13 protein-coding genes are annotated in these 17,792 nt (G+C 66.6%); 5 read left to right on the top strand and 8 right to left on the bottom strand.

Translation table 11 applies throughout. The features are described 5' to 3' along the window. Window positions 1-4 precede the first annotated feature (4 nt). Both AZC_RS00605 and AZC_RS00600 read left to right on the top strand, forming a co-directional pair. A complete protein-coding gene (locus tag AZC_RS00605; RefSeq protein WP_012168653.1) occupies window positions 5-1,627 on the top strand; it encodes an FAD-binding protein in 1,623 nt (540 codons plus the stop codon). Beyond that, window positions 1,624-2,877, top strand: coding sequence for a complex I 51 kDa subunit family protein (locus tag AZC_RS00600; protein ID WP_012168652.1), 1,254 nt, complete (start codon window positions 1,624-1,626; stop codon window positions 2,875-2,877). The genes AZC_RS00605 and AZC_RS00600 overlap by 4 nt, the downstream gene beginning before the upstream one ends. A 409-nt stretch (window positions 2,878-3,286) precedes the next feature. Here the strand turns inward: AZC_RS00600 and aspT are convergent, their stop codons facing one another. From aspT to AZC_RS26000, 3 genes are all read right to left on the bottom strand, one after another. Next, the gene (gene aspT / locus AZC_RS00595) at window positions 3,287-4,963 is read right to left on the bottom strand and encodes an aspartate-alanine antiporter (protein WP_012168651.1); all 1,677 of its coding nucleotides are present in this window, start codon (window positions 4,961-4,963) and stop codon (window positions 3,287-3,289) included. A 100-nt stretch (window positions 4,964-5,063) separates the two neighbouring features. Then, window positions 5,064-6,725, bottom strand: a complete 1,662-nt coding sequence (locus AZC_RS00590) for an NAD-dependent malic enzyme (protein WP_081434091.1) — start codon at window positions 6,723-6,725, stop codon at window positions 5,064-5,066. Window positions 6,726-7,419: 694 nt separating this feature from the next. After that, a complete protein-coding gene (locus AZC_RS26000) occupies window positions 7,420-7,800 on the bottom strand; it encodes a response regulator transcription factor (RefSeq protein ID WP_338010018.1) in 381 nt (126 codons plus the stop codon). 337 nt (window positions 7,801-8,137) lie between these two features. On the opposite strand from AZC_RS26000, the gene AZC_RS26260 reads away from it, so the two are divergent. After that, complete coding sequence (locus AZC_RS26260) at window positions 8,138-11,554, top strand: autotransporter domain-containing protein (RefSeq protein ID WP_012168648.1); 3,417 nt, start codon at window positions 8,138-8,140, stop codon at window positions 11,552-11,554. A gap of 291 nt (window positions 11,555-11,845) precedes the next feature. Further along, complete coding sequence (locus AZC_RS00575; RefSeq protein ID WP_043878710.1) at window positions 11,846-12,337, top strand: MarR family winged helix-turn-helix transcriptional regulator; 492 nt, start codon at window positions 11,846-11,848, stop codon at window positions 12,335-12,337. 5 nt (window positions 12,338-12,342) lie between these two features. Here the strand turns inward: AZC_RS00575 and pdeM are convergent, their stop codons facing one another. Together pdeM and AZC_RS00565 are read right to left on the bottom strand one after the other, a co-directional pair. Continuing rightward, window positions 12,343-13,044, bottom strand: a complete 702-nt coding sequence (gene pdeM / locus AZC_RS00570) for a ligase-associated DNA damage response endonuclease PdeM (protein ID WP_012168646.1) — start codon at window positions 13,042-13,044, stop codon at window positions 12,343-12,345. A 325-nt stretch (window positions 13,045-13,369) separates the two neighbouring features. Further along, window positions 13,370-14,473, bottom strand: a complete 1,104-nt coding sequence (locus AZC_RS00565) for an NADH:flavin oxidoreductase/NADH oxidase (protein WP_012168645.1) — start codon at window positions 14,471-14,473, stop codon at window positions 13,370-13,372. A 394-nt stretch (window positions 14,474-14,867) separates the two neighbouring features. On the opposite strand from AZC_RS00565, the gene AZC_RS00560 reads away from it, so the two are divergent. Further along, window positions 14,868-15,800 (top strand): class I SAM-dependent methyltransferase, encoded by a 933-nt coding sequence (locus tag AZC_RS00560; RefSeq protein WP_012168644.1) that lies wholly within the window; start codon window positions 14,868-14,870, stop codon window positions 15,798-15,800. Between the two features lie 50 nt (window positions 15,801-15,850). Here the strand turns inward: AZC_RS00560 and AZC_RS00555 are convergent, their stop codons facing one another. From AZC_RS00555 to AZC_RS24720, 3 genes are all read right to left on the bottom strand, one after another. After that, a complete protein-coding gene (locus AZC_RS00555) occupies window positions 15,851-16,165 on the bottom strand; it encodes a hypothetical protein (protein ID WP_043878709.1) in 315 nt (104 codons plus the stop codon). Between the two features lie 87 nt (window positions 16,166-16,252). Beyond that, window positions 16,253-17,179: a hypothetical protein gene (locus AZC_RS00550; protein ID WP_012168642.1), complete on the bottom strand. Its 927-nt coding sequence runs from the start codon at window positions 17,177-17,179 to the stop codon at window positions 16,253-16,255. A gap of 10 nt (window positions 17,180-17,189) precedes the next feature. Beyond that, window positions 17,190-17,714 (bottom strand): DUF6932 family protein, encoded by a 525-nt coding sequence (locus AZC_RS24720; protein ID WP_420794840.1) that lies wholly within the window; start codon window positions 17,712-17,714, stop codon window positions 17,190-17,192. Window positions 17,715-17,792: the final 78 nt, after the last annotated feature.

The following is a 17,792-nucleotide window of genomic DNA, read 5'->3' as shown; positions in this document are numbered from 1 at the left end:
GCCCATGACGATCCAGATTCCCTATGCCGCGGCGCTCGCCGCCATCGCGTCCGGTTCGGCTCCGCCGGTCCGCAGCGACGACCTTCCGGTCGAGACGCTCCTGGCCCGCTTCCATCCCGACCATGGGCCGCGGGCGCGGGTGCCGCTGCGCATCGGCGCCAACGCCGGTGACGCCTGCCACCCGGAACTCGCCCGGCTGCTGGAGAGCAATGCGCTGATCGACGATCTCGACCTCGCGCGCGCGACGCCTCTTGCGACGGACGTGCTGGTCATCGGCGGCGGCGGCGCGGGCGCGGCGGCGGCCGTCACGGCGGCGCGGCAGGGCGCGCGCGTCATCATCGCCGGCAAGCTGCGCATCGGCGACAGCAATACGGTGATGGCGGAGGGCGGCATCCAGGCCGCGGTCGGCGCGGAGGACAGCTTGCAGCGCCATTTCGACGACACCGTGCGCGGCGGGCACGGCCGGGGCGAGCACATGCTCATCGCGCAGATGGTGCGCGATGCGCCGGATGTGATCCGCTGGCTCATCGACCTCGGCATGGCTTTCGATCTCTCGCAGGACAAGGCCCTCGGCCAGACGCTGGTGCGGAAGCGGGCCGGCGGCACCACGGCGGCGCGTATCCTGTGCCACCGCGACTTCACCGGGCTCGAGATGATGCGCGTGTTGCGCGAGGCGGTGGAACTACAAGGCGGCATCGAGCAGTTCATGCGATGCCCCGCCGTGGAGCTGCTGTCGCACGAGGACGGCAGTTGCGCCGGTGCGGTCCTGTACGATCTGGAGCGGCGCAGCTTCCTGCTGGTGCGCGCCAACGCCGTCGTGCTGGCGACCGGCGGAAGCGGCCGGCTGCACCTCCAGGGCTTCCCGACCTCCAACCATTACGGCGCGACGGCAGACGGCCTCGTGCTGGCCTATCGGCTGGGCGCGCGGATGCGGGATCTGGATTCCTTCCAGTATCACCCGACCGGCGTCGCCTGGCCGCGCCATCTGGCGGGCGGCCTGATCTCGGAGGCCGCACGCTCGGCCGGCGCCGTGTTGCTCAACGGCCTCGGAGAGCGCTTCGTGGACGAGCTCCAGCCCCGCGACGTGGTGGCCGCCGCGATCCTGCGCGAATGCGCGGAGCAGCGCGGCATCATGCGGGACGGGGAGACGGGCGTCTTCCTCGACGTGCGCGGTGCGCTCGCCGCGCGGCCGGACCTGCTGGAGCGCGATCTCGTTTCGCTCGGGCATCTGGCCGCAAAGTGCGGTCTCGACCCGAGGACCGAGCCTTTCCTCATCTATCCGACGCTCCACTATCAGAATGGCGGCATCGAGATCGACGGCGACGGGGCAACCGCCGTGCCCGGCCTGTTCTGCGCCGGCGAAGTCACCGGCGGCATCCACGGCCGCAACCGTCTGATGGGCAACGCCCTGCTCGACATCATCAGCTTCGGCCGGCGGGCCGGCGCGCGCGCCGCCGAAGCGAGGCCGCCCCACGCGCCGGGGCGCGGCGGCCTCTCCCATGTCCACCGCTGGCGGCGGGAACTGGCGCGGGCGGGGCTGCCGGCGGATCTGCGCGCCCCGCAGCTCTATCCCACCTACGGCAATTTCGCTCTGCGCCGGGGCACCACAGACAGGGGGAACCCATGACCTCGCTCAATCAGATCCTGCTGAATCCCGCCATCCAGCTCGGGGCGGACCTCGACGGATGGTTCGCCGCCGGCGGCGGGCTGGGCCTCGACGCCGCCCTTGCCGATCCCGGCGCCATCATCCCGGCGCTGGAGGCCGCAGGCCTGCGCGGCATGGGCGGCGCCGGCTTTCCCACCCACCGCAAGTGGGCCGCCGCCGCGGCGGCGCAGAACACCGACCGGACCGTGGTCTGCAACGGCAATGAGGACGAGCCCGGCACCTTCAAGGATCGCCATCTGCTGCGCTGGACGCCCCATCAGGTGATCGAGGGCGCGCTGATCGCGGCACTGGCCATCGGCGCCCGGCGCGTCTTCCTCTATATCAACCCCCAGCAGATCGAGGCGTTGGCGGAGATGCGCCGCGCCGTCGCGCAATGGGCGGATACCGATCGCCTGCGCGCGGTGGAGCGGCGGATCGGAGCGACCCTCGAACTCACCGTCTTCCCCACATCGGGCCGCTATATCGGCGGCGAGGAGACGGCGGTCATCTCGAGCCTCGAAGGCGGCTTTCCCTTTCCGCGCCGCAAGCCGCCCTTTCCGGCGGAAAGCGGCTATCGCGGCACCCCGACGCTCATCAACAACACCGAGACGCTCGCCAACGTACCCCACATCCTGCGCCACGGTGCAGCGTGGTATCGGCGGCTCGGCCTCGGGGAGGCGGTGGGCACGAAGCTCTATTCCCTCTCGGGCGACGTGCTTCGCCCGGGGCTCTACGAGCTGCCCATGGGCACGCCGCTCCAGGACCTGATCTTCGTCCACGGGGGCGGCATGCTGGAGGGCAAGGCCTTCAAGGCGGTGTTCACCGGCGGCCCCTCCAACACGCTGCTCACCGCCCGCGACCTGGACGTCGCCCTCGACTTCGATTCCGTGCGGGCGCGCCGCTCCCGTCTCGGCACCGGGGCGATGATCGTCATTTCGGAAGGCACCAGCATCGTGCGCAAGGTGGCGGAATATATCGACTTCTTCGCCAAGGGCTCGTGCGGACAGTGCCCACCCTGCAAGGCGGGGACGTTCCAGATGGCGCGGCTGCTGGACCGGGTGGACAGCGGGCGTGCCGTGCCGGCGGATCTCGCCGCCCTCTACAACCTCTGCCAGATCCTTCCGGGCAGCGGCCGCTGCGGGCTGATCGACGGGGCCGTGACGGTGGTGGAGAGCTCGCTCCATACGTTCCCGGCCGAATACCGGATCGGCGAGCCGTCACCCGTGCCCTGAGCATGCGGTCCGCTCCGGCGGTCTTCTTCACCAAAGCAAGCGGCGCCCCGGAGGCGCCGCTTTTCGTTTGAGCCAGACATGTTGGCGCGTAAAAGGCGGAGCCGGGAAGACGCGCCGGATGTTCCATGCGACCCCACCCGTCCGCCGAACCTTGCCGAAACAAAAGGGCTGCGCCCGGGAGAGGCGCAGCCCTTGAAGCGGATCGGAGGTCATGGCCGGCACGCCATGGCGCGGACGCATCGCACCCGCGCGATCCTCGCACGATCCGCCGTGTGGCGGTGGAGGTGGCGCGGCGGCTGGAAGAAGCCGTGTCGCGCCCCATCCCGGAAAGGCCCGTGCCGGACCGTCGGTCCCGGCCGCCCGGACGCCGCCACCTCCCGCAAGGGCGGACAGCGGCGCCCGGACTGGCTCAGAAGACGTTGACGACGACGATGGTCAGCACGGCCATGACGAGGCGGGAGACCGCATAGCCGATGGTGTAGCCGAGCGCCGGCACCTTGCTGCGCCCGGCATCCTGGAGAGCACCCAGCGCCGCCGTGGTGGAACGGGCGCCGGCGCAGGCGCCGAGCATGATCGCCGGGTTGAACTTGAACACGTAGTGGCCAAGGAAGAGCCCGACGAAGAGGGGCACCATGGTCACCACCGTTCCGGCGAGGAACAGCGTCACACCGTAAGTCTGGAGACCCGAGACAAAGCCGGGCGCGGCATTGAGGCCGATCACCGCGATGAAGCCGTTGAGGCCCACATTGTTGAACACCCAGAGCGCCGGGCCGGGGATACGGCCGAAGGTGCGCTTGGTTGAGCGCAGATAGCCGCAAAAGATGCCGGCGACGATGGCGCCCACCGACGTGCCGAAGCTGAGCGGAATGCCCGCCACATGCACGGTGATAGCCCCGAGCAGGCTGCCCACCACGATGCCGAAGCCCATGAAGGCCATATCCGAATTCTCGAGCGGACGGTCGGCATAGCCGAGCTCCTTCGCGATCTTGGCCACGTCCTCCTTGGCACCAAGGATGGTAAGCACGTCGCCCCGCTGGATGGTGATCTCGCTGTTGAGCGGCATCGCCAGATCCGACCGCACGAACTTGGTGAGGAACACGCCGCGGCCGGGCTTGCCGAACAGCGTACGCAGGATCTCGCCGAGGGTCTTGTTGGCATAGGCGCGGTTGGTCACCACGAGGTCCAGCAGCTCGGTGGAGAAGTCCAGCAGGGGCACGTCCTTCACCTCGACGCCGAAGCGGTCCTGATAGGCGATGAGCGCGCTCAGGCTGCCGGAGAAGGCCACCACGTCATTCTCGTGGATGACCGTGCAATCGTCGCAATCCACGATGCGATTGCCGTTGCGCACCCGGCGCACGAAGATCTCGTGGTTGAACAGCCGCTCGATCTCCCGCACGCTCTTGCCGATCAGTTCCGGATTGTTGACCCGGAAGGCGCGGGCGGAGAATTCGCGATAGGCAGTGGTGCCGTTGCCGACGCCGGTGCCATGGGCCTTCTCATAGGCCTCGCATTCCGCCGCCAGATCGAACTTCAGCATCTTCGGGGCAAGGGTGGCGAGGATCCAGGCGGACCCCGCCGTGCCGAAGGGATAGGTCACCGCATAGGCGACCGGCATGAGCGACAGCGCCATCTTCAGTTGCTGCGGGTCGAGACCTGACTGGGAGATGAGGTCGGTCGCGACGCCGAGGACGGTGGAATTGGTGTAGCCGCCCGACAGGAGGCCGGCGGTGAGCGCGGCATTGTAGCCCAGGAGCTTGCCAAGAATGACCGCCGTCACAAGACCGGAGATGCACACGAGAACCGCGAACACAACTTGCGGCAGGCCATCGCTGCGGAGCGCGCGGACGAACTGCGGGCCCACCGCATAGCCGACGGCGAACAGGAACATGGCGAAGAAGGTGGACTGAAGCACCGGCGGCAGCGAGATGTTGGCCTGACCGATCAGCAGGCCCGCCAGCAGGGTGCTGGTGACGGTTCCGAGGCTGAAATTGCCGATCTTCAGATTCCCGACCCAGAAGCCGATGGCGATCGTGAGATAGATCGCGATCTCCGGATACTTCTGGATGGTTGCGATAACGGAGGACATGACACGTCTCCAAGCGACATGGTCGACCGGGCCGGCATCCGCCGGCCCGGTACCCAGGAACTCGGGAACCCGCAGGTTCCGGATCAGGATGGGAAAGTGCTCAATAGTGGGGCTTGTAGAGCTGCCCCTCGATCCAGGCGCGGATGTCGCGGGGACGCTCCACCTGCGCGAGGCCGGCATCGAACATGTATTCGACGATGCGGGTCGCGGTGGTGACTTCCGTCTCAAGGATCTGATCCTGGCTCGGATACAGCATCCCCTTGGCGCAGAGCGCGGGGCCGACCTGATCGGCGGTGGCATGCGCCGCCACGATGAAGCACTCATCCGTCAGGCGCTTGGGACGCGCCACATAGGTGGCAAGGCCGATCGCCGGGTAGATGTAGAAGTTGTTGGCCTGGCCCGGACGGTAGATCTTGCCCTCGAACTCCACGTCGTCGAACTGTACGCCGGCCGCGAAGAGCGCCTTGCCCTTGGACCAGGTATAGGCCTGCTCCGCCGTGCACTCGGCCTTCGTGGTGGGGTTGGACAGCGCGAAGATCACCGGGCGCTCGTTCAACTGGCTCATGGCTTCCACCACCTGCTGGTTGAAGGCCCCCGCCTTGGTGCTCACGCCGATCAGGACGGTTGGCTTGAATTCCTTGATGAACTTCACGAAGTCCTTGGTCGGCGGACCCTTGTGGGCATAGAGCTTCTGCGCCTCGGTGAGGTCGGTGCGCGAGGCTTCCACGAGGCCGTTGACGTCGAAGAGGGCGATGCGGGCGCGCGCCTCCTCGGCGGTGAGACCCTTGGTCTGCATTTCGGCGGCGATGAGCTTGGAAATGCCGATGCCCGCGGAGCCGGCGCCGAGGAACAGCACCCGCTGCTCGGAGAGCTTGCCGCCGGTGATGTTCATCGCCGCGGCGATGCCCGCCAGCGCCACGCTGGCCGTGCCCTGGATGTCGTCATTGTAGGTCAGGATGCGGTCGCGGTAGCGGTCGAGCATGCGGATGGCGTCGGTGCCCTTCCAGTCCTCGAAATGCACGCAGCAGTCGGGGAACACCTCCTGTACCGCGGTGATGAATTCCTCGGTCAGTTCATCGAGCTCCGCCTCGGCCAGCGGGGGCTCGCGGGTGCCGAGATAGAAGGGATCGGCCCTGAGGCTCTCGTTGGTGGTGCCGATGTCGAACAGAACGGGCAGCAGGCAATCCGGCGGCACTGCGGCGCAGGCCGTATAGAGCTGGAGCTTGCCGATCGGGATGCCCATGCCATTGGCGCCGATATCGCCAAGGCCGAGGATGCGGCCGCCGGTGGAGACGCAGATGAAGCGCACGTCCTTGCGCGGCCAGTTGCGCAGCACCTCAGCAATGCGACCCTTCATGTGGCGGGTGATGTACATGCCCCGGGCGCGGCGATAGAGATTGCCGAAGGTCAGGCAGGCATCGGCGACGGTGGGGTCATAGAGGATCGGGATGAAGCGCTTGGGGTCGGACATGATCGTCTTGTAGAAGACGGTCTCGTTCCGGTCTTCGAGGCCGATCAGATAGATATAGCGCTCCAGATCATCCATCTTGGTATCGAGATGGGACAGAACGCGCTCCACCTGCCGGTCGAGGGATTCCACCGCGTGCGGCAGCAGGCCTTCGAGGCCCAGCGCCTGGCGCTCGTCGCGGGAGAAGGCCGTGCCCTTGTTCTGGTTGGGTTCGTGCAGCAGCGCCAGACCGGAAGACGCGAGCGCGTGCAGGGGAGCCTTGGTGCTTTCGACGTGCTTGAGCTGAGAAGCCATTTTCGTGTCCGCCATACTCTATTCTGTCTCGAGGGGCAGCGCGCCGGAGATCGGCGGAGGCTGGCCTCGCAAAACAGATTGGCAAGGGCCGTGCCAGCTTCTGTGAAAATGAAATCTCTTTGATTCTGCACGTCTTTTTCAGCCGAGCCCGGATTGTGCAAGTGATCCGCATCCGGTTTCCCGACGATCATCCGGATGCAGCGATCGGGAATTCGAATGCCGCAGCCTCACCCTGACCGCTGGCATCCAACCGGCCCGGCGCGTCGGCGCCCGGCCCTGTTCCTGATGGAATGGAACGCACCACTGACGCTTGAGAATTCAAGCGTTCCTTCCGTCGATGAGCAGGACGTTCAATACTGCCCGCTGATCCTGCGGCATGAAGTCCGGATACGGCGAAGGCCGGCTTGCACTAGAGCGCGATCCGAGATGGCAGAGAGCTGTTGAAGGACCTCACCGTGGACAGCGCGCGCGACTTCGATAACGACAAGCCCGTGCACCCGCGCGGCACGGATGCCGCGTCCTTCGACGGTCTCATCCTCACGCCCGAAGGGACGCGGGAGAGCATCGAGGCCGGCACGCGTCGTCTCGAAGCCGCGACATTACTGGAGGACGGAGGCGCACTCCACGCTCGGGGCGGGCAGCGTCTTCCCGTTCCGGCTGCCGGCGCCTGGGGGTTAGCCGGGAGGCGCCCGGTTCAGACCGGACGCCGGGCCGCGCGTGCTTCGAGCGCGCGATCGATGCAGTCGATCATGGCGTTGCCTTCGAAGGGCTTGGCCAGAAAACCGAAGGCACCGGCCGCGTCCACCTGCCGGCGCACCTTCTCCTCGGGATATCCGGTGATGAAGATGAGGGGCACCATGTCGCCCTCGGCCCGCAGCCGGCTCTGGAGGTCCACGCCGCTCATGCCCGCCATGTGAATGTCGGTGATGACGCAGTCGGCCTGATCGCGCTCGGCAGACTTCAGGAAGTCCTCTGCGGACGCGAAGGAGCGTGTGCCAAACCCGAGGGAGCGGATGAGACTTTCGGTCGCCCGGCGGACGGCTTCGTCATCGTCGATGATCGCGATGGTCGGCACTGGGGACACTTCGGGGGACACCTCGACACATGCAGGACCTCGGGTCCGTCTCCGCGCACCCGCATCGCGCCACCTTACCCGCAGCTCGCGCCCGCCGATATCATACACAGGTTTGGCCGCCGGCCGATTTGCGCGTCCGGCATCGACGACGCGACCTCCGGAACCGCCCGAAGCGCAACCCCGGATTGCCGAAGCCGCCCGACCACGTGTGACCGGAACGGCACGCCTCCCCCCCGTCAGGAGAGGCGGCGTCATTGAAAATGGCAGGCGCGCTGATTGTCACCTGTCCGTCATGGAACGCCCGTAGGGGCAGCGTGATCTGCGGGGGTTACATTCCATGCGCTGCCTTTCCTCGTCCGTCTCGCGGACGGCTATTGCCTGCGCCCTGGCCTTTGCGCCGGCGCCCGTTCTTGCTGCCAGCTTCACCGTGCCGACGGGCAGCACCAACACGACGGTGCAAACGCTGACGGGTACGCAGACCGGCGCCGTGTCGGTCGGCGGCACGCTTTCCACCACCGCCAGCAGCGTGACGCTCGGCATCGCCACCGGCACCGGGGTCGTGCTCAACAATGCCGGCACCATCTCGTCCGGCAACCGCGCCGTCGACACCACGTCCACCGTCACCGGCCTGCTCACGGTGAACAACGGCGGCGCCATCACGGCGACGGACGACGGCTTCCGCATCAACGGCACGCTGGCGGGCGGGACGCTCCTGCTCAGCAATTCCGGCACCATCGTCTCGTCGACGGGCCAGGCGCTGGATTTCGACAAGGCCACGGCCACGAACGCCATCGTGACGATCACCAATTCCGGCTCCATCCAGTCCAGCGGTTCGGACGCCGTGCGCCTCGGCGGCGGCACCATCAGCCTGAGCAATTCCGGCACCATCTCCACGACCTCGGCGGGCAAGCGGGCGATCAAGTTCGACACCGCCTCGAACGTCGACACGCTGGTGTCCCTCTCCCTCACCAACGGGATCGGCGGGCTGATTTCCGGCACGGACGATGCCATCAAGATCGCGGGCAATGCCGGCAGCACCTCGGCGGCGGTGATCGCCATCAACAATGCCGGCACCATCCGCTCGACGGCGGGCGGCCAGGGCATCGATCTGGGTGACCTGACCTCCACCAGTCTGAAGATCACCATCACCAACCAGTCCACCGGCCTGATCACCGCCTCGGACAATGACGGCGTCAAAGCCGGCATGAACACGGTGGTGAGCAACTACGGCACCATCACCTCGAACTACACGACCACGTCCGCGGACGCGCAGAACTATTCGGCTGTCAAGTTCGACGGCGCCTCGGGCGCCGTGCACAATTACGCTGGCGGCGTGATCTCGGGCGCCTATCACGGCATCAAGGCCTCGGGCCTCACCGACAATATCGACGTCATCAACGATGCCGGCGGCACCATCACGGGCCGCAACGGCTCGGGCGTGAATTCCAACGGCACCGGCTCTGTGCTGAACTACGGCATCATCACCGGCAGCTTCGATCCCGCCGCGAGCTTCGGCGATGGCGACGGCGTGGACATCGACCACATCGGCACCATCGTCAATTACGGCACCATCCAGGCGCTGGGCTCCAAGGGCACCAAGCCGGGCGAGACCAAGCCCTCCACCAGCGAGGGCATCGCCATCGGCGGCGGCTCCATCACCAACGGCTCGGCCACGGTGCGCACCGCGCTCATCTCCGGCGCCAACAACGGCATCCTCGCCGACGACAGCAACAGCGGCAGCATCTACGGCGCGCTGACCGTGACCAATTACGGCACCATCCAGGGCCTCAACGGCTACGGCATCCAGGTGGTCAACAATGCCGGCTTTGCCACCACCATCACCAATTATGGCACCATCTCCGGCACCACCTATGCGGTGGCCATGGGCAATGGCAACGACCTCTTTGTCTATGAGGCCGGCTCAAGCGTGAACGGCGCGGTGAAGGGCGAAGGCGGCACGGACACGCTTCGGCTCGGCGAGGTGGCCGGCACCTTCAACCTGTCGCTCCTCGGCGACAGCGCCACCTATCAGGGCTTCGAGATCCTCGATCTCGCCATTGGCTCCGGCTGGACCGTCACCGGCTCCAGCAGCTTCTCCGGCGCCACCAATGTCACCGGCGCCAGCCTGACCCTCAACAACGCCTCGCTCGCGGCCTCCGTGGTCACGGTGGGCGGCAGCAATGCGGTGCTGGCGGGCACCGGCACCATCGGCAGCCTCGTCGCCAATTCCGGCGCCACCATCTCGCCCGGCCTCACGGCCAGCGGCCTCGGCACGCTCTCGGTGAATGGCGCGGCGCGCTTCAACAGCGGCTCCACCTATGCCGTTACGGTGACCAATTCCGGCGCCAGCGACCGCATCGCCGTCTCGGGGGCCACCACCCTCTCCACCGGCGCCAGCGTGAGCGTGCAGGCCATCGCCGGCCTCTACAATTTCCGCCAGACCTATACGATCCTGACCTCCGCCGGCGGCATCTCCGGCACCTTCGGTCCGGTCTCCTCAAACTTCGCCTTCCTCACGCCCTCCCTCAGCTATGACGCCAACACCGTCTATCTGGCGCTGAACCGCAACGACACGACCTTCGCCAGCGTCGCCACCACGCGCAACGGCCGCCAGGCCGCCGCCGCGGTGGAAGCGGGCGGGCCGAACACGGCGCTCTACAATGCGGTAGCCACCGGTAGCATCACCGCCTCCCAGTCCGCGTTCCAACTGCTCTCGGGCGAGGCGCAGGCCTCCTTCGGCACCACCGCCTTCAACCAGAACCAGATGGTCGGCGATGTGATCGACGCCCGCCTGCGGCAGTCGAACTACGCAGGTGCGACGGGTGCCGCCGCCGGTCTGGGCGCCGGCGGGCCTACCGCTTATGCCAATGAGCGCGCCGTAAAAGCCGGCCCCTTCTCCAGCGCCGCTGCGCCCGCACCGGCGCCGCAGGCCTGGACCGGCTGGGTGCAGGGCTATGGCCAGTGGAACCACCTGAGCGGCAACGGCAATGCCTCGACGCTGGACAGCACCGTGGGCGGCGTGCTCGCCGGCCTCGACACGAGCGTCAACAACTGGACCCTGGGCTTCGCCGCCGGCTATGGCTGGTCCAATTCCTCCGTCGCCAATCTCGGCTCGCAGGTGAACAGCGACACCGCCCAGTTCGCCTTCTATGCCGGCACCGCCTTCGGCGCGCTCAAGCTGCGGGCCGGCGCGACGCTCGCCTACTCCAACGTGGACAGCAACCGCGTGGTGGTGGTCGGATCGCTCACGGAACGGCCCACCGCGTCCTATGACGGCTGGTCCGGCGGCTTCTTCGGGGAGGCGGGCTATGCCCTGCCTGTCGGCCCGGTGGCTTTCGAGCCCTTCGCCCAGCTTGCCTGGAGCGGGGTGAACATGGGCAGCTTCGCGGAGACGGGCGCGCCGGTGACCGGCCTCTCCTCCTCGGGCCTGAGCTTCGACACCTGGTACACGACGCTCGGCCTGCGGGCGGCGGGCGCCGTCTCCTTCGCCGGTTACAACATCGTGCCGCACGCTTCGGTGGGCTGGCGCCATGCCTATGGCGATGTCACGCCGGCTCTCGCGGTCACCTATCTCAACACGGGCACCGGCTTCACCGTGCAGGGCCTGCCCATTGCCGAGGACAGCGCGGTGCTCGGCGCCGGGCTCGACCTTGCGCTGGGCAAGGGTTTCACGGTGGGGGTCAGCTATGACGGCGCCTTCGCCTCGTCCAGCCAGAGCAATGCGGTGCGCGGCACCGTCGGCTTCACCTTCTGACGTCGGCGCGGGCCACCCGGCCCGCGTCACTTTGCCTTTTTCGCGCCGAACGCAGCCGAACGGCCCCTCTGTTGTAAAATTGTAAGCCGGCGTGAGGATAAGAAGGCGCCGCGCCGATTCTGGCCGGGTTCCGTCCACCGGGGCCGCCCAGCCCCTTTGCAGGGGGACAGGCAGATGCCCTGGGAGGCGGTGGTTTTCCGTGGGGGCGCTGAGCGCCGGGCAGGACCCTCGCGGCCCCGCCCGGATCCGCAGCAGGCTGACATCGCCGGTGTGCCGGCACGAGGGGGCGGGATGAAGGATCCGATTGCGAAGTCCATCGGCTACCGGCTCAACCACACGGCCCGGCTCCAGCGTGCGCTCTCCGCGCGCCTGCTGGCCGACCTTGGCCTGTTTCCGGGCCAGGAATCGGTGCTGAAGATGCTGGTGGAGCAGGACGGCCGCACCATGGGCGAACTGGCCACCGCCTTGCGCGTGCGCCCGCCCACCGCCTCCAAGACCATTGCCCGCCTGACCACACAGGGCCTTGTGGAGCGCCGCGCCACCGATGGCGACGGCCGCCTCGTGCGCGTCTTCCTTACCAGCACCGGACGCGAGCGCGGCCTCGCGGTCGACGGCATCTGGGAAGCGCTCGAGACCGAGATCGTCGACGGGCTCGATAACAAGGAGCGCAAGCGCCTGCGCAAGCTGTTGCGGAAGGTGGAGAAGAATCTTGCCGCCCGCCTCGGGGCCGACCATGGCGCCGACGACGAGCCGGAGGGCGCCGAGGACGACGAGGAGGCCTGACCCGGTCAGTCCATCAGGCAGGCGGTGGAGGCGATCCGATAGGTGCGCCCCTCGCCCAGCATGTGCGCCTCGAACGGGCCGGCGAACAGACCGGCCAGCGCGCCGTGGCGCACATTGAGCCCGCCCGCATAGGCGCCCAGCGCCGGCAGCACGACGCGTCGTCCGTCGGTGGCAAAGCAGCGCCGGCGGATGGACCGCCCGCGGACTGATAGACGCGCCACGGGATGGAGATGGCCCGCCACCTCGCCGGGCGTGTGGTGCTCTGACGGCTCGTGGCGGAAGACCAGCGAGCCGAGGGAAAGTTCGCGCACCCATTCGCCCTCGAGCCCCGCCTGCGGCTCGGGATCGTGGTTGCCGGCCACCCAGATGAAGCTGCGGCCGGCCTGAAGGGCCGCAAGGCGATGGCGCGCCTCGTCGTCGAGCCGCTCGGCGCCCCAGCGGTCATGGAAGCTGTCGCCCAGCGAGACGATCGTGCGCGGCTGGTGCGCGTGGACGAGCGCCTCCAGCCGGGCGAGGGTCTCGACCGTGTCATAGGGCGGCAGCATCTGGCCGCGGCGGGCGAAGGCGGAGCCTTTCTCCAGATGGAGATCCGCCACCACCAGCAGCCGCTCGTCCGGCCACACGAGGGCGCCCCTGGGATCGAGCCAGACCGCGCAGCCGTGAAGGGCTGTCAGCGGTTGAGAGGCGGAATCGACGCGGGCGAGCATGGCCCTTATTCGCCCATCCGCCGCCCCTCGGCAAGACCGATGTTCGCGGGATGTTCCCGGTGTCCGGGTGTGGCGGCGCGGAACGGCAACCGGCCGAGCGGAGCGGCGGCCGGCCTTCGCAGCGCGTCTCGCACGGCTTCGGCGCGGCGCTCGCCACCCCTCCCCTTTCCGTCACGGCCGCACTTGCTCAGGCCATCTACGGGCCAGGGCCAGGAAAGTCCTCAAAGGTCGCGCCAACGACCCGGCGTGGATGCCCAGGACAAGCCCGGCCATGACGAATGGGGAAGGCGATGCCCAGACCGACGGCGGGCGGCGCCCGGCCCCCTCAGCGGAAGAGATGGCGCAGGCCGGAGGGCTGGCAGCGCAGGTATTGCGGCGGGGCGGTGACGCTGGCACCGAGTTCCGCCGCCGCGTGCCAGCCCCAGCGCGGGTCATAGAGCGCCCCGCGCGCGATGCCGATGGCATCCGCCTCGCCGGCCGCGAGGACGGCCTCCGCCTGCTTCGGCTCGGTGATGAGGCCGACGGCGATGGTCGGCAGGCCGGTCGCCTCCTTCACGGCCTTGGCGAGCGGCACCTGATAGCCCGGCTCCACGGGGATCTGCTGCAAGGGCGAGAGGCCGCCGGAAGAGACGTGGATCGCATCCGCGCCCCGCGCCTTCAGAGCCTGCGCGAACGCGATCGTGCCCTCGATGTCCCAGCCGCCGTCCACCCAGTCAGTGCCCGAGACGCGCACGATCACCGGCACGCTGTCCGGCAAAGCGGCGCGCACCGCCTCGAACACCTCCAGCGGGAAGCGCATGCGGTTTTCCAGCGATCCGCCATAGGCGTCCGTGCGGGCATTGGAGAGGGGCGAGAGGAACTGATGCAGCAGATAGCCGTGGGCGGCATGGATCTCCACCGCCTCGAAGCCGATGCGCGCGGCGCGCCGGGCAGCCTCCGCAAAGGCCGTGCGCAGGCGGTCGAGGCCCGCGTCGTCCAGAGCCGCGGGCGGGGCGTCGGCATTGCGGAAGGGGAGCGCGGAGGGCGCCACCGTCTGCCAGCCGCCTTCGGCCTCGGGCACCTGCCCGCCACCCTTCCACGGCTGCGCACTGGAGGCCTTGCGCCCCGCATGGCCGAGCTGGATGGCAAACCTCGGCATGCCCTCCGCCGGGATCTGCGCCTTCACCCGCGCGATGACGCCGGCCAAGGCCGCCTCCGTCTCATCGGAATAGAGGCCGAGATCGAAGGGCGAGATGCGCCCCTCGGGCGTGACGCCCGTCGCCTCGATGATGAGCAACCCCGCCCCTGACATGGCGAGCGTGCCGAGATGGATGAGGTGCCAGTCGGTCGCCGCCCCTTCCTTCGCCGAATACTGGCACATGGGGGCGATGACGATGCGATTGTCGAGCGCGAGGCCGCGCAGGGTCAGCGGTTCAAACAGCAGGGGCATGGGAAATTCCGGGAGGAATGGGAAGATGCCGTCAATATGGGACGGCGGCGCACATTCGGCGAGTGCCGATTGGGCCCGGCTTGCGCCTTCGCCCGCCGTAACGCACGCACCGCGCACCCCAGTCTCACGCCGGCTCGCGGACACCGCCGGCCGGACGATCGAACGGAAAGCGAACCGGCTTTTCCACAGGCCAGGCGCCTATCGATCCGTCAGCCGCCGCCCGACGCGGCGAAGGTTCAACAAGGTCTCCTTGGGGTTGATCTCACGGGCGCCAGATGCGACGCATAAGGTTGAGTGGGGCAATGCGCAGGGGACCTTGAACGGATGTTCGGGCGCCTCGAAACGCGGGGCACACGAAATGGCTAACTCCAGATGACGGCGGCGCGGGCTGAACATGGCGACGATAAAGACGGCCGAGATTGAACAGTTCGTGCAGATGGTTGACGGCAATTATGCTGGAAATCTCGCCCATCCCGAACTGGCGGCGGCCTATTATCCGCTGTCCCTCTCGTTCGAGACGGAAGTAAATCAGGAGATCGATCCGTTCTCGGAGGAATATTTCCAGCAGCAGTTGGCGCTGTACAAGGAAATTTCCGGTCGCGAGCTGAACCAGTGGGATGGCGAGCTGCATCCCGTGGATGTGCCCTCGCTGGTGAACGCCAGCAACCCGCTGGGCCTGGCCCATGCGCCGTTCATTGCCGAGCACGTGCGGGCGCTGACGACGATGTTCACGCTTTCGAGCCTCGATGTCCGGCCGAACATTCTGGACATGGGTGCCGGGCACGGCGTGAGCTCCGAGATTTTCGCTTTCTGCGGCGCCCATGTGCATGCGGTCGATATCGACCCCCAGCTCAGCCTGCTGAGCAAGGTCCGGGCCGCTGCGCGCGGCTATGACATCCGGCGCAGCACCCTGAATTTCGATGATCTGTCCAGCGTGCCGGACAATCATTACTCCGCGGCCTTCTTCTTCCAGTCCCTTCACCATTGCCTGCGCCCCTGGGTCCTGATCGAGACACTGAAGGGCAAGATCGTGGCCGACGGCGTGATCGCATTCACCGGCGAGCCGGTTCAGGCCGGTTGGAAGAACTGGGGTATCCGCATGGATCAGGAATCCATCTACGTGGCCCGGAAGTTCGGCTGGTTCGAATCCGGCTGGTCGCACGATTTCATCCGCGAGTGCTTCGCGCGCAACGGCTTTACCCTCAAGTTCTTCAGCGGCGGCCACGGCGGCGGCGAAATCGGGGTGGCCACGGCCGATCCGGGCAAGTTGGCACGCTGTGTCGCCGCCGCGGCTCACCACGGCTTTGCGGAAAGATACCCCGGGTGAGGAACGGGTAGGGGGAGCCGGTTGCAACCGCGCGAGCCCCCTCCCCCTGCTCAGCTCCCGTTACGCGCCTTCACCTTGCGCACGGCTTCAAGCTGGAAGCGCAGGGCGGTGAGCTTGTCCTGTTCCTCGGGCGACAAGCCGGTCTTGTCCATGTGCGCCATGATGACGTCGAGCGCATCGCCGATGCGCCCGATCTGCCGGCCGTAGCTGCCGACCTCGTCGAGGATGGCCTCCTCGGCCTGCGGATTGCCCGACTGGCCGAGATTGACGCTGATGCCGGTGAAGCTGGCGTTCTCGAAGAAGCGCCACGGATTGATCGCCTGCCACAACTGCTCTGGCGCCAGTCCCCTGAACAGATTTGCCATTGCGTCCTCCCCGCCTGTGCAATGCACAAGGCTGCGGGAGAAGGCGCCGGGTTGCAAGAGGCTTGGGGCGCTACTTATGCCAAGCAATCAATCTATCACTGTCAGTAGAGTGTAGCTCTTGTGAGACCGATGGCCGCGGCCTCTGATCTCTCTTACCCGCATTTGGACCCTGCGGAAGGTGCCTAGAATGCCCGGACGGATCTGTGTTCCGCTGCTGGTCAACCAGTCCATGCACGCCGGAGAAACTGTGCCCTTTAGCACCCCGGCATCCGAGCCCTGATCGAGTTCAAACCGACGCCCGTCTGGCAAAAAGTAGAACAGGCCCTCAGCCGTCTCTTCGGTTTCATGAAGCGTACTAGTCTCCGTGCGTTCACGCGCGAGTTCGACTTCGTCGCGGTGAAGCGTGAATTCTCGTCGATCTTCTACAATGCGTAGGGTTGCTCCAGCGTCACCCAACACTTTGAAAAATGACCGAAGCGCGTTAAATAAGCGATTATCTACATCCTCAGCGATGTTATCAAACGATTCTTGATCGGGTGAGGCTACCCTAAAAATGAGATCTGTTGTCCGCTCCAGGACATTCTTCATCGCGCTATCCACGAGCTGAGGATCTTCGGCTTGCTGAAGTATAAAGCCGAATGAGCCACGGGCGACATCCGTCAACATGAGCTGTGTTCGGTCGCGCTGAGGCACCGGACCGCGCGTGCCGAGCGGGCGTTCAACTACGGCATGGGCACTCGACACCAGCTTCTGAAATTCCGCGATCGCGTTAGCTCCGAAATCCGCTTGTATCCCGTAGGAACCCAGAACAGGGCGTCCACCAAAGAAAAGGCCGACTTCGGCGTTGGTAGACGGCCGGCCCTCAATTTGCTGGAGGCGCTGATTGAGATCATCGCGCCTGCGAGAAAACTGAAGGTGACCAATGGGATCGTCCTCGGCGCTACGGGCGTTCAGTAGCGCTTCGACAGCGGCAAGATCCGCTTTGGTTGCATCACGTTCGAGGCGCTTCAGCATAGTGCGTCACTCATATCATTGCCCTGGCTGCAGCATCGTCTGAGCGAAGTGGGATCAAAACCATGCCCTTCCATTGGGCAGTATCTCGTTGATGGGAAAATAGGCCGTTAAAGTATGCGGTGTCCTGGACCAGCAGGTGCGGGGGCTTTTGCAGGTCGATGAAATATGCGTCACATTGGAAGCTAGCCTTGGTTGCTTTCGGCACGAACAGCGGCTCATTCGTCTGGGCGAGTTGTGCCCACGCTTCACCCGACGACGCTATGTGTGGGCGATGGGCGAATGTTACCACATCTACATCGTTAGGTGGACGCCCTCGTATCGTTTCGCAATCTTCGACGAAACTTCCGTCGATCCACTGGAAGCCATCCACGATGCCGATGTCAGCCAGTGCTGCCCTGTAGGCCAACAAGCCTCTTACTATTTCGGTGCGCTCTGGCGATTGGGCAAAGCGGAGAACGATCTCGGTCGCGCTTGCAGCGTATGGTGACACAAGTGCTCGACTGGCTGCACTTTGCCCCGTGAATGGCGGTATCACGCCAGATGGACCGAATGCCGGTATCACGTTGCTCTCCCCCGATAGCACCAGAAATTATATTCCAAAAACTGCTGCGCT

Origin of the sequence: Azorhizobium caulinodans ORS 571, from assembly GCF_000010525.1 — a bacterium.
GTDB lineage: Bacteria > Pseudomonadota > Alphaproteobacteria > Rhizobiales > Xanthobacteraceae > Azorhizobium > Azorhizobium caulinodans.
The sequence above is the reverse complement of the archived record's forward strand: the minus strand, read 5'-3'. Positions and strand labels throughout refer to the sequence as shown.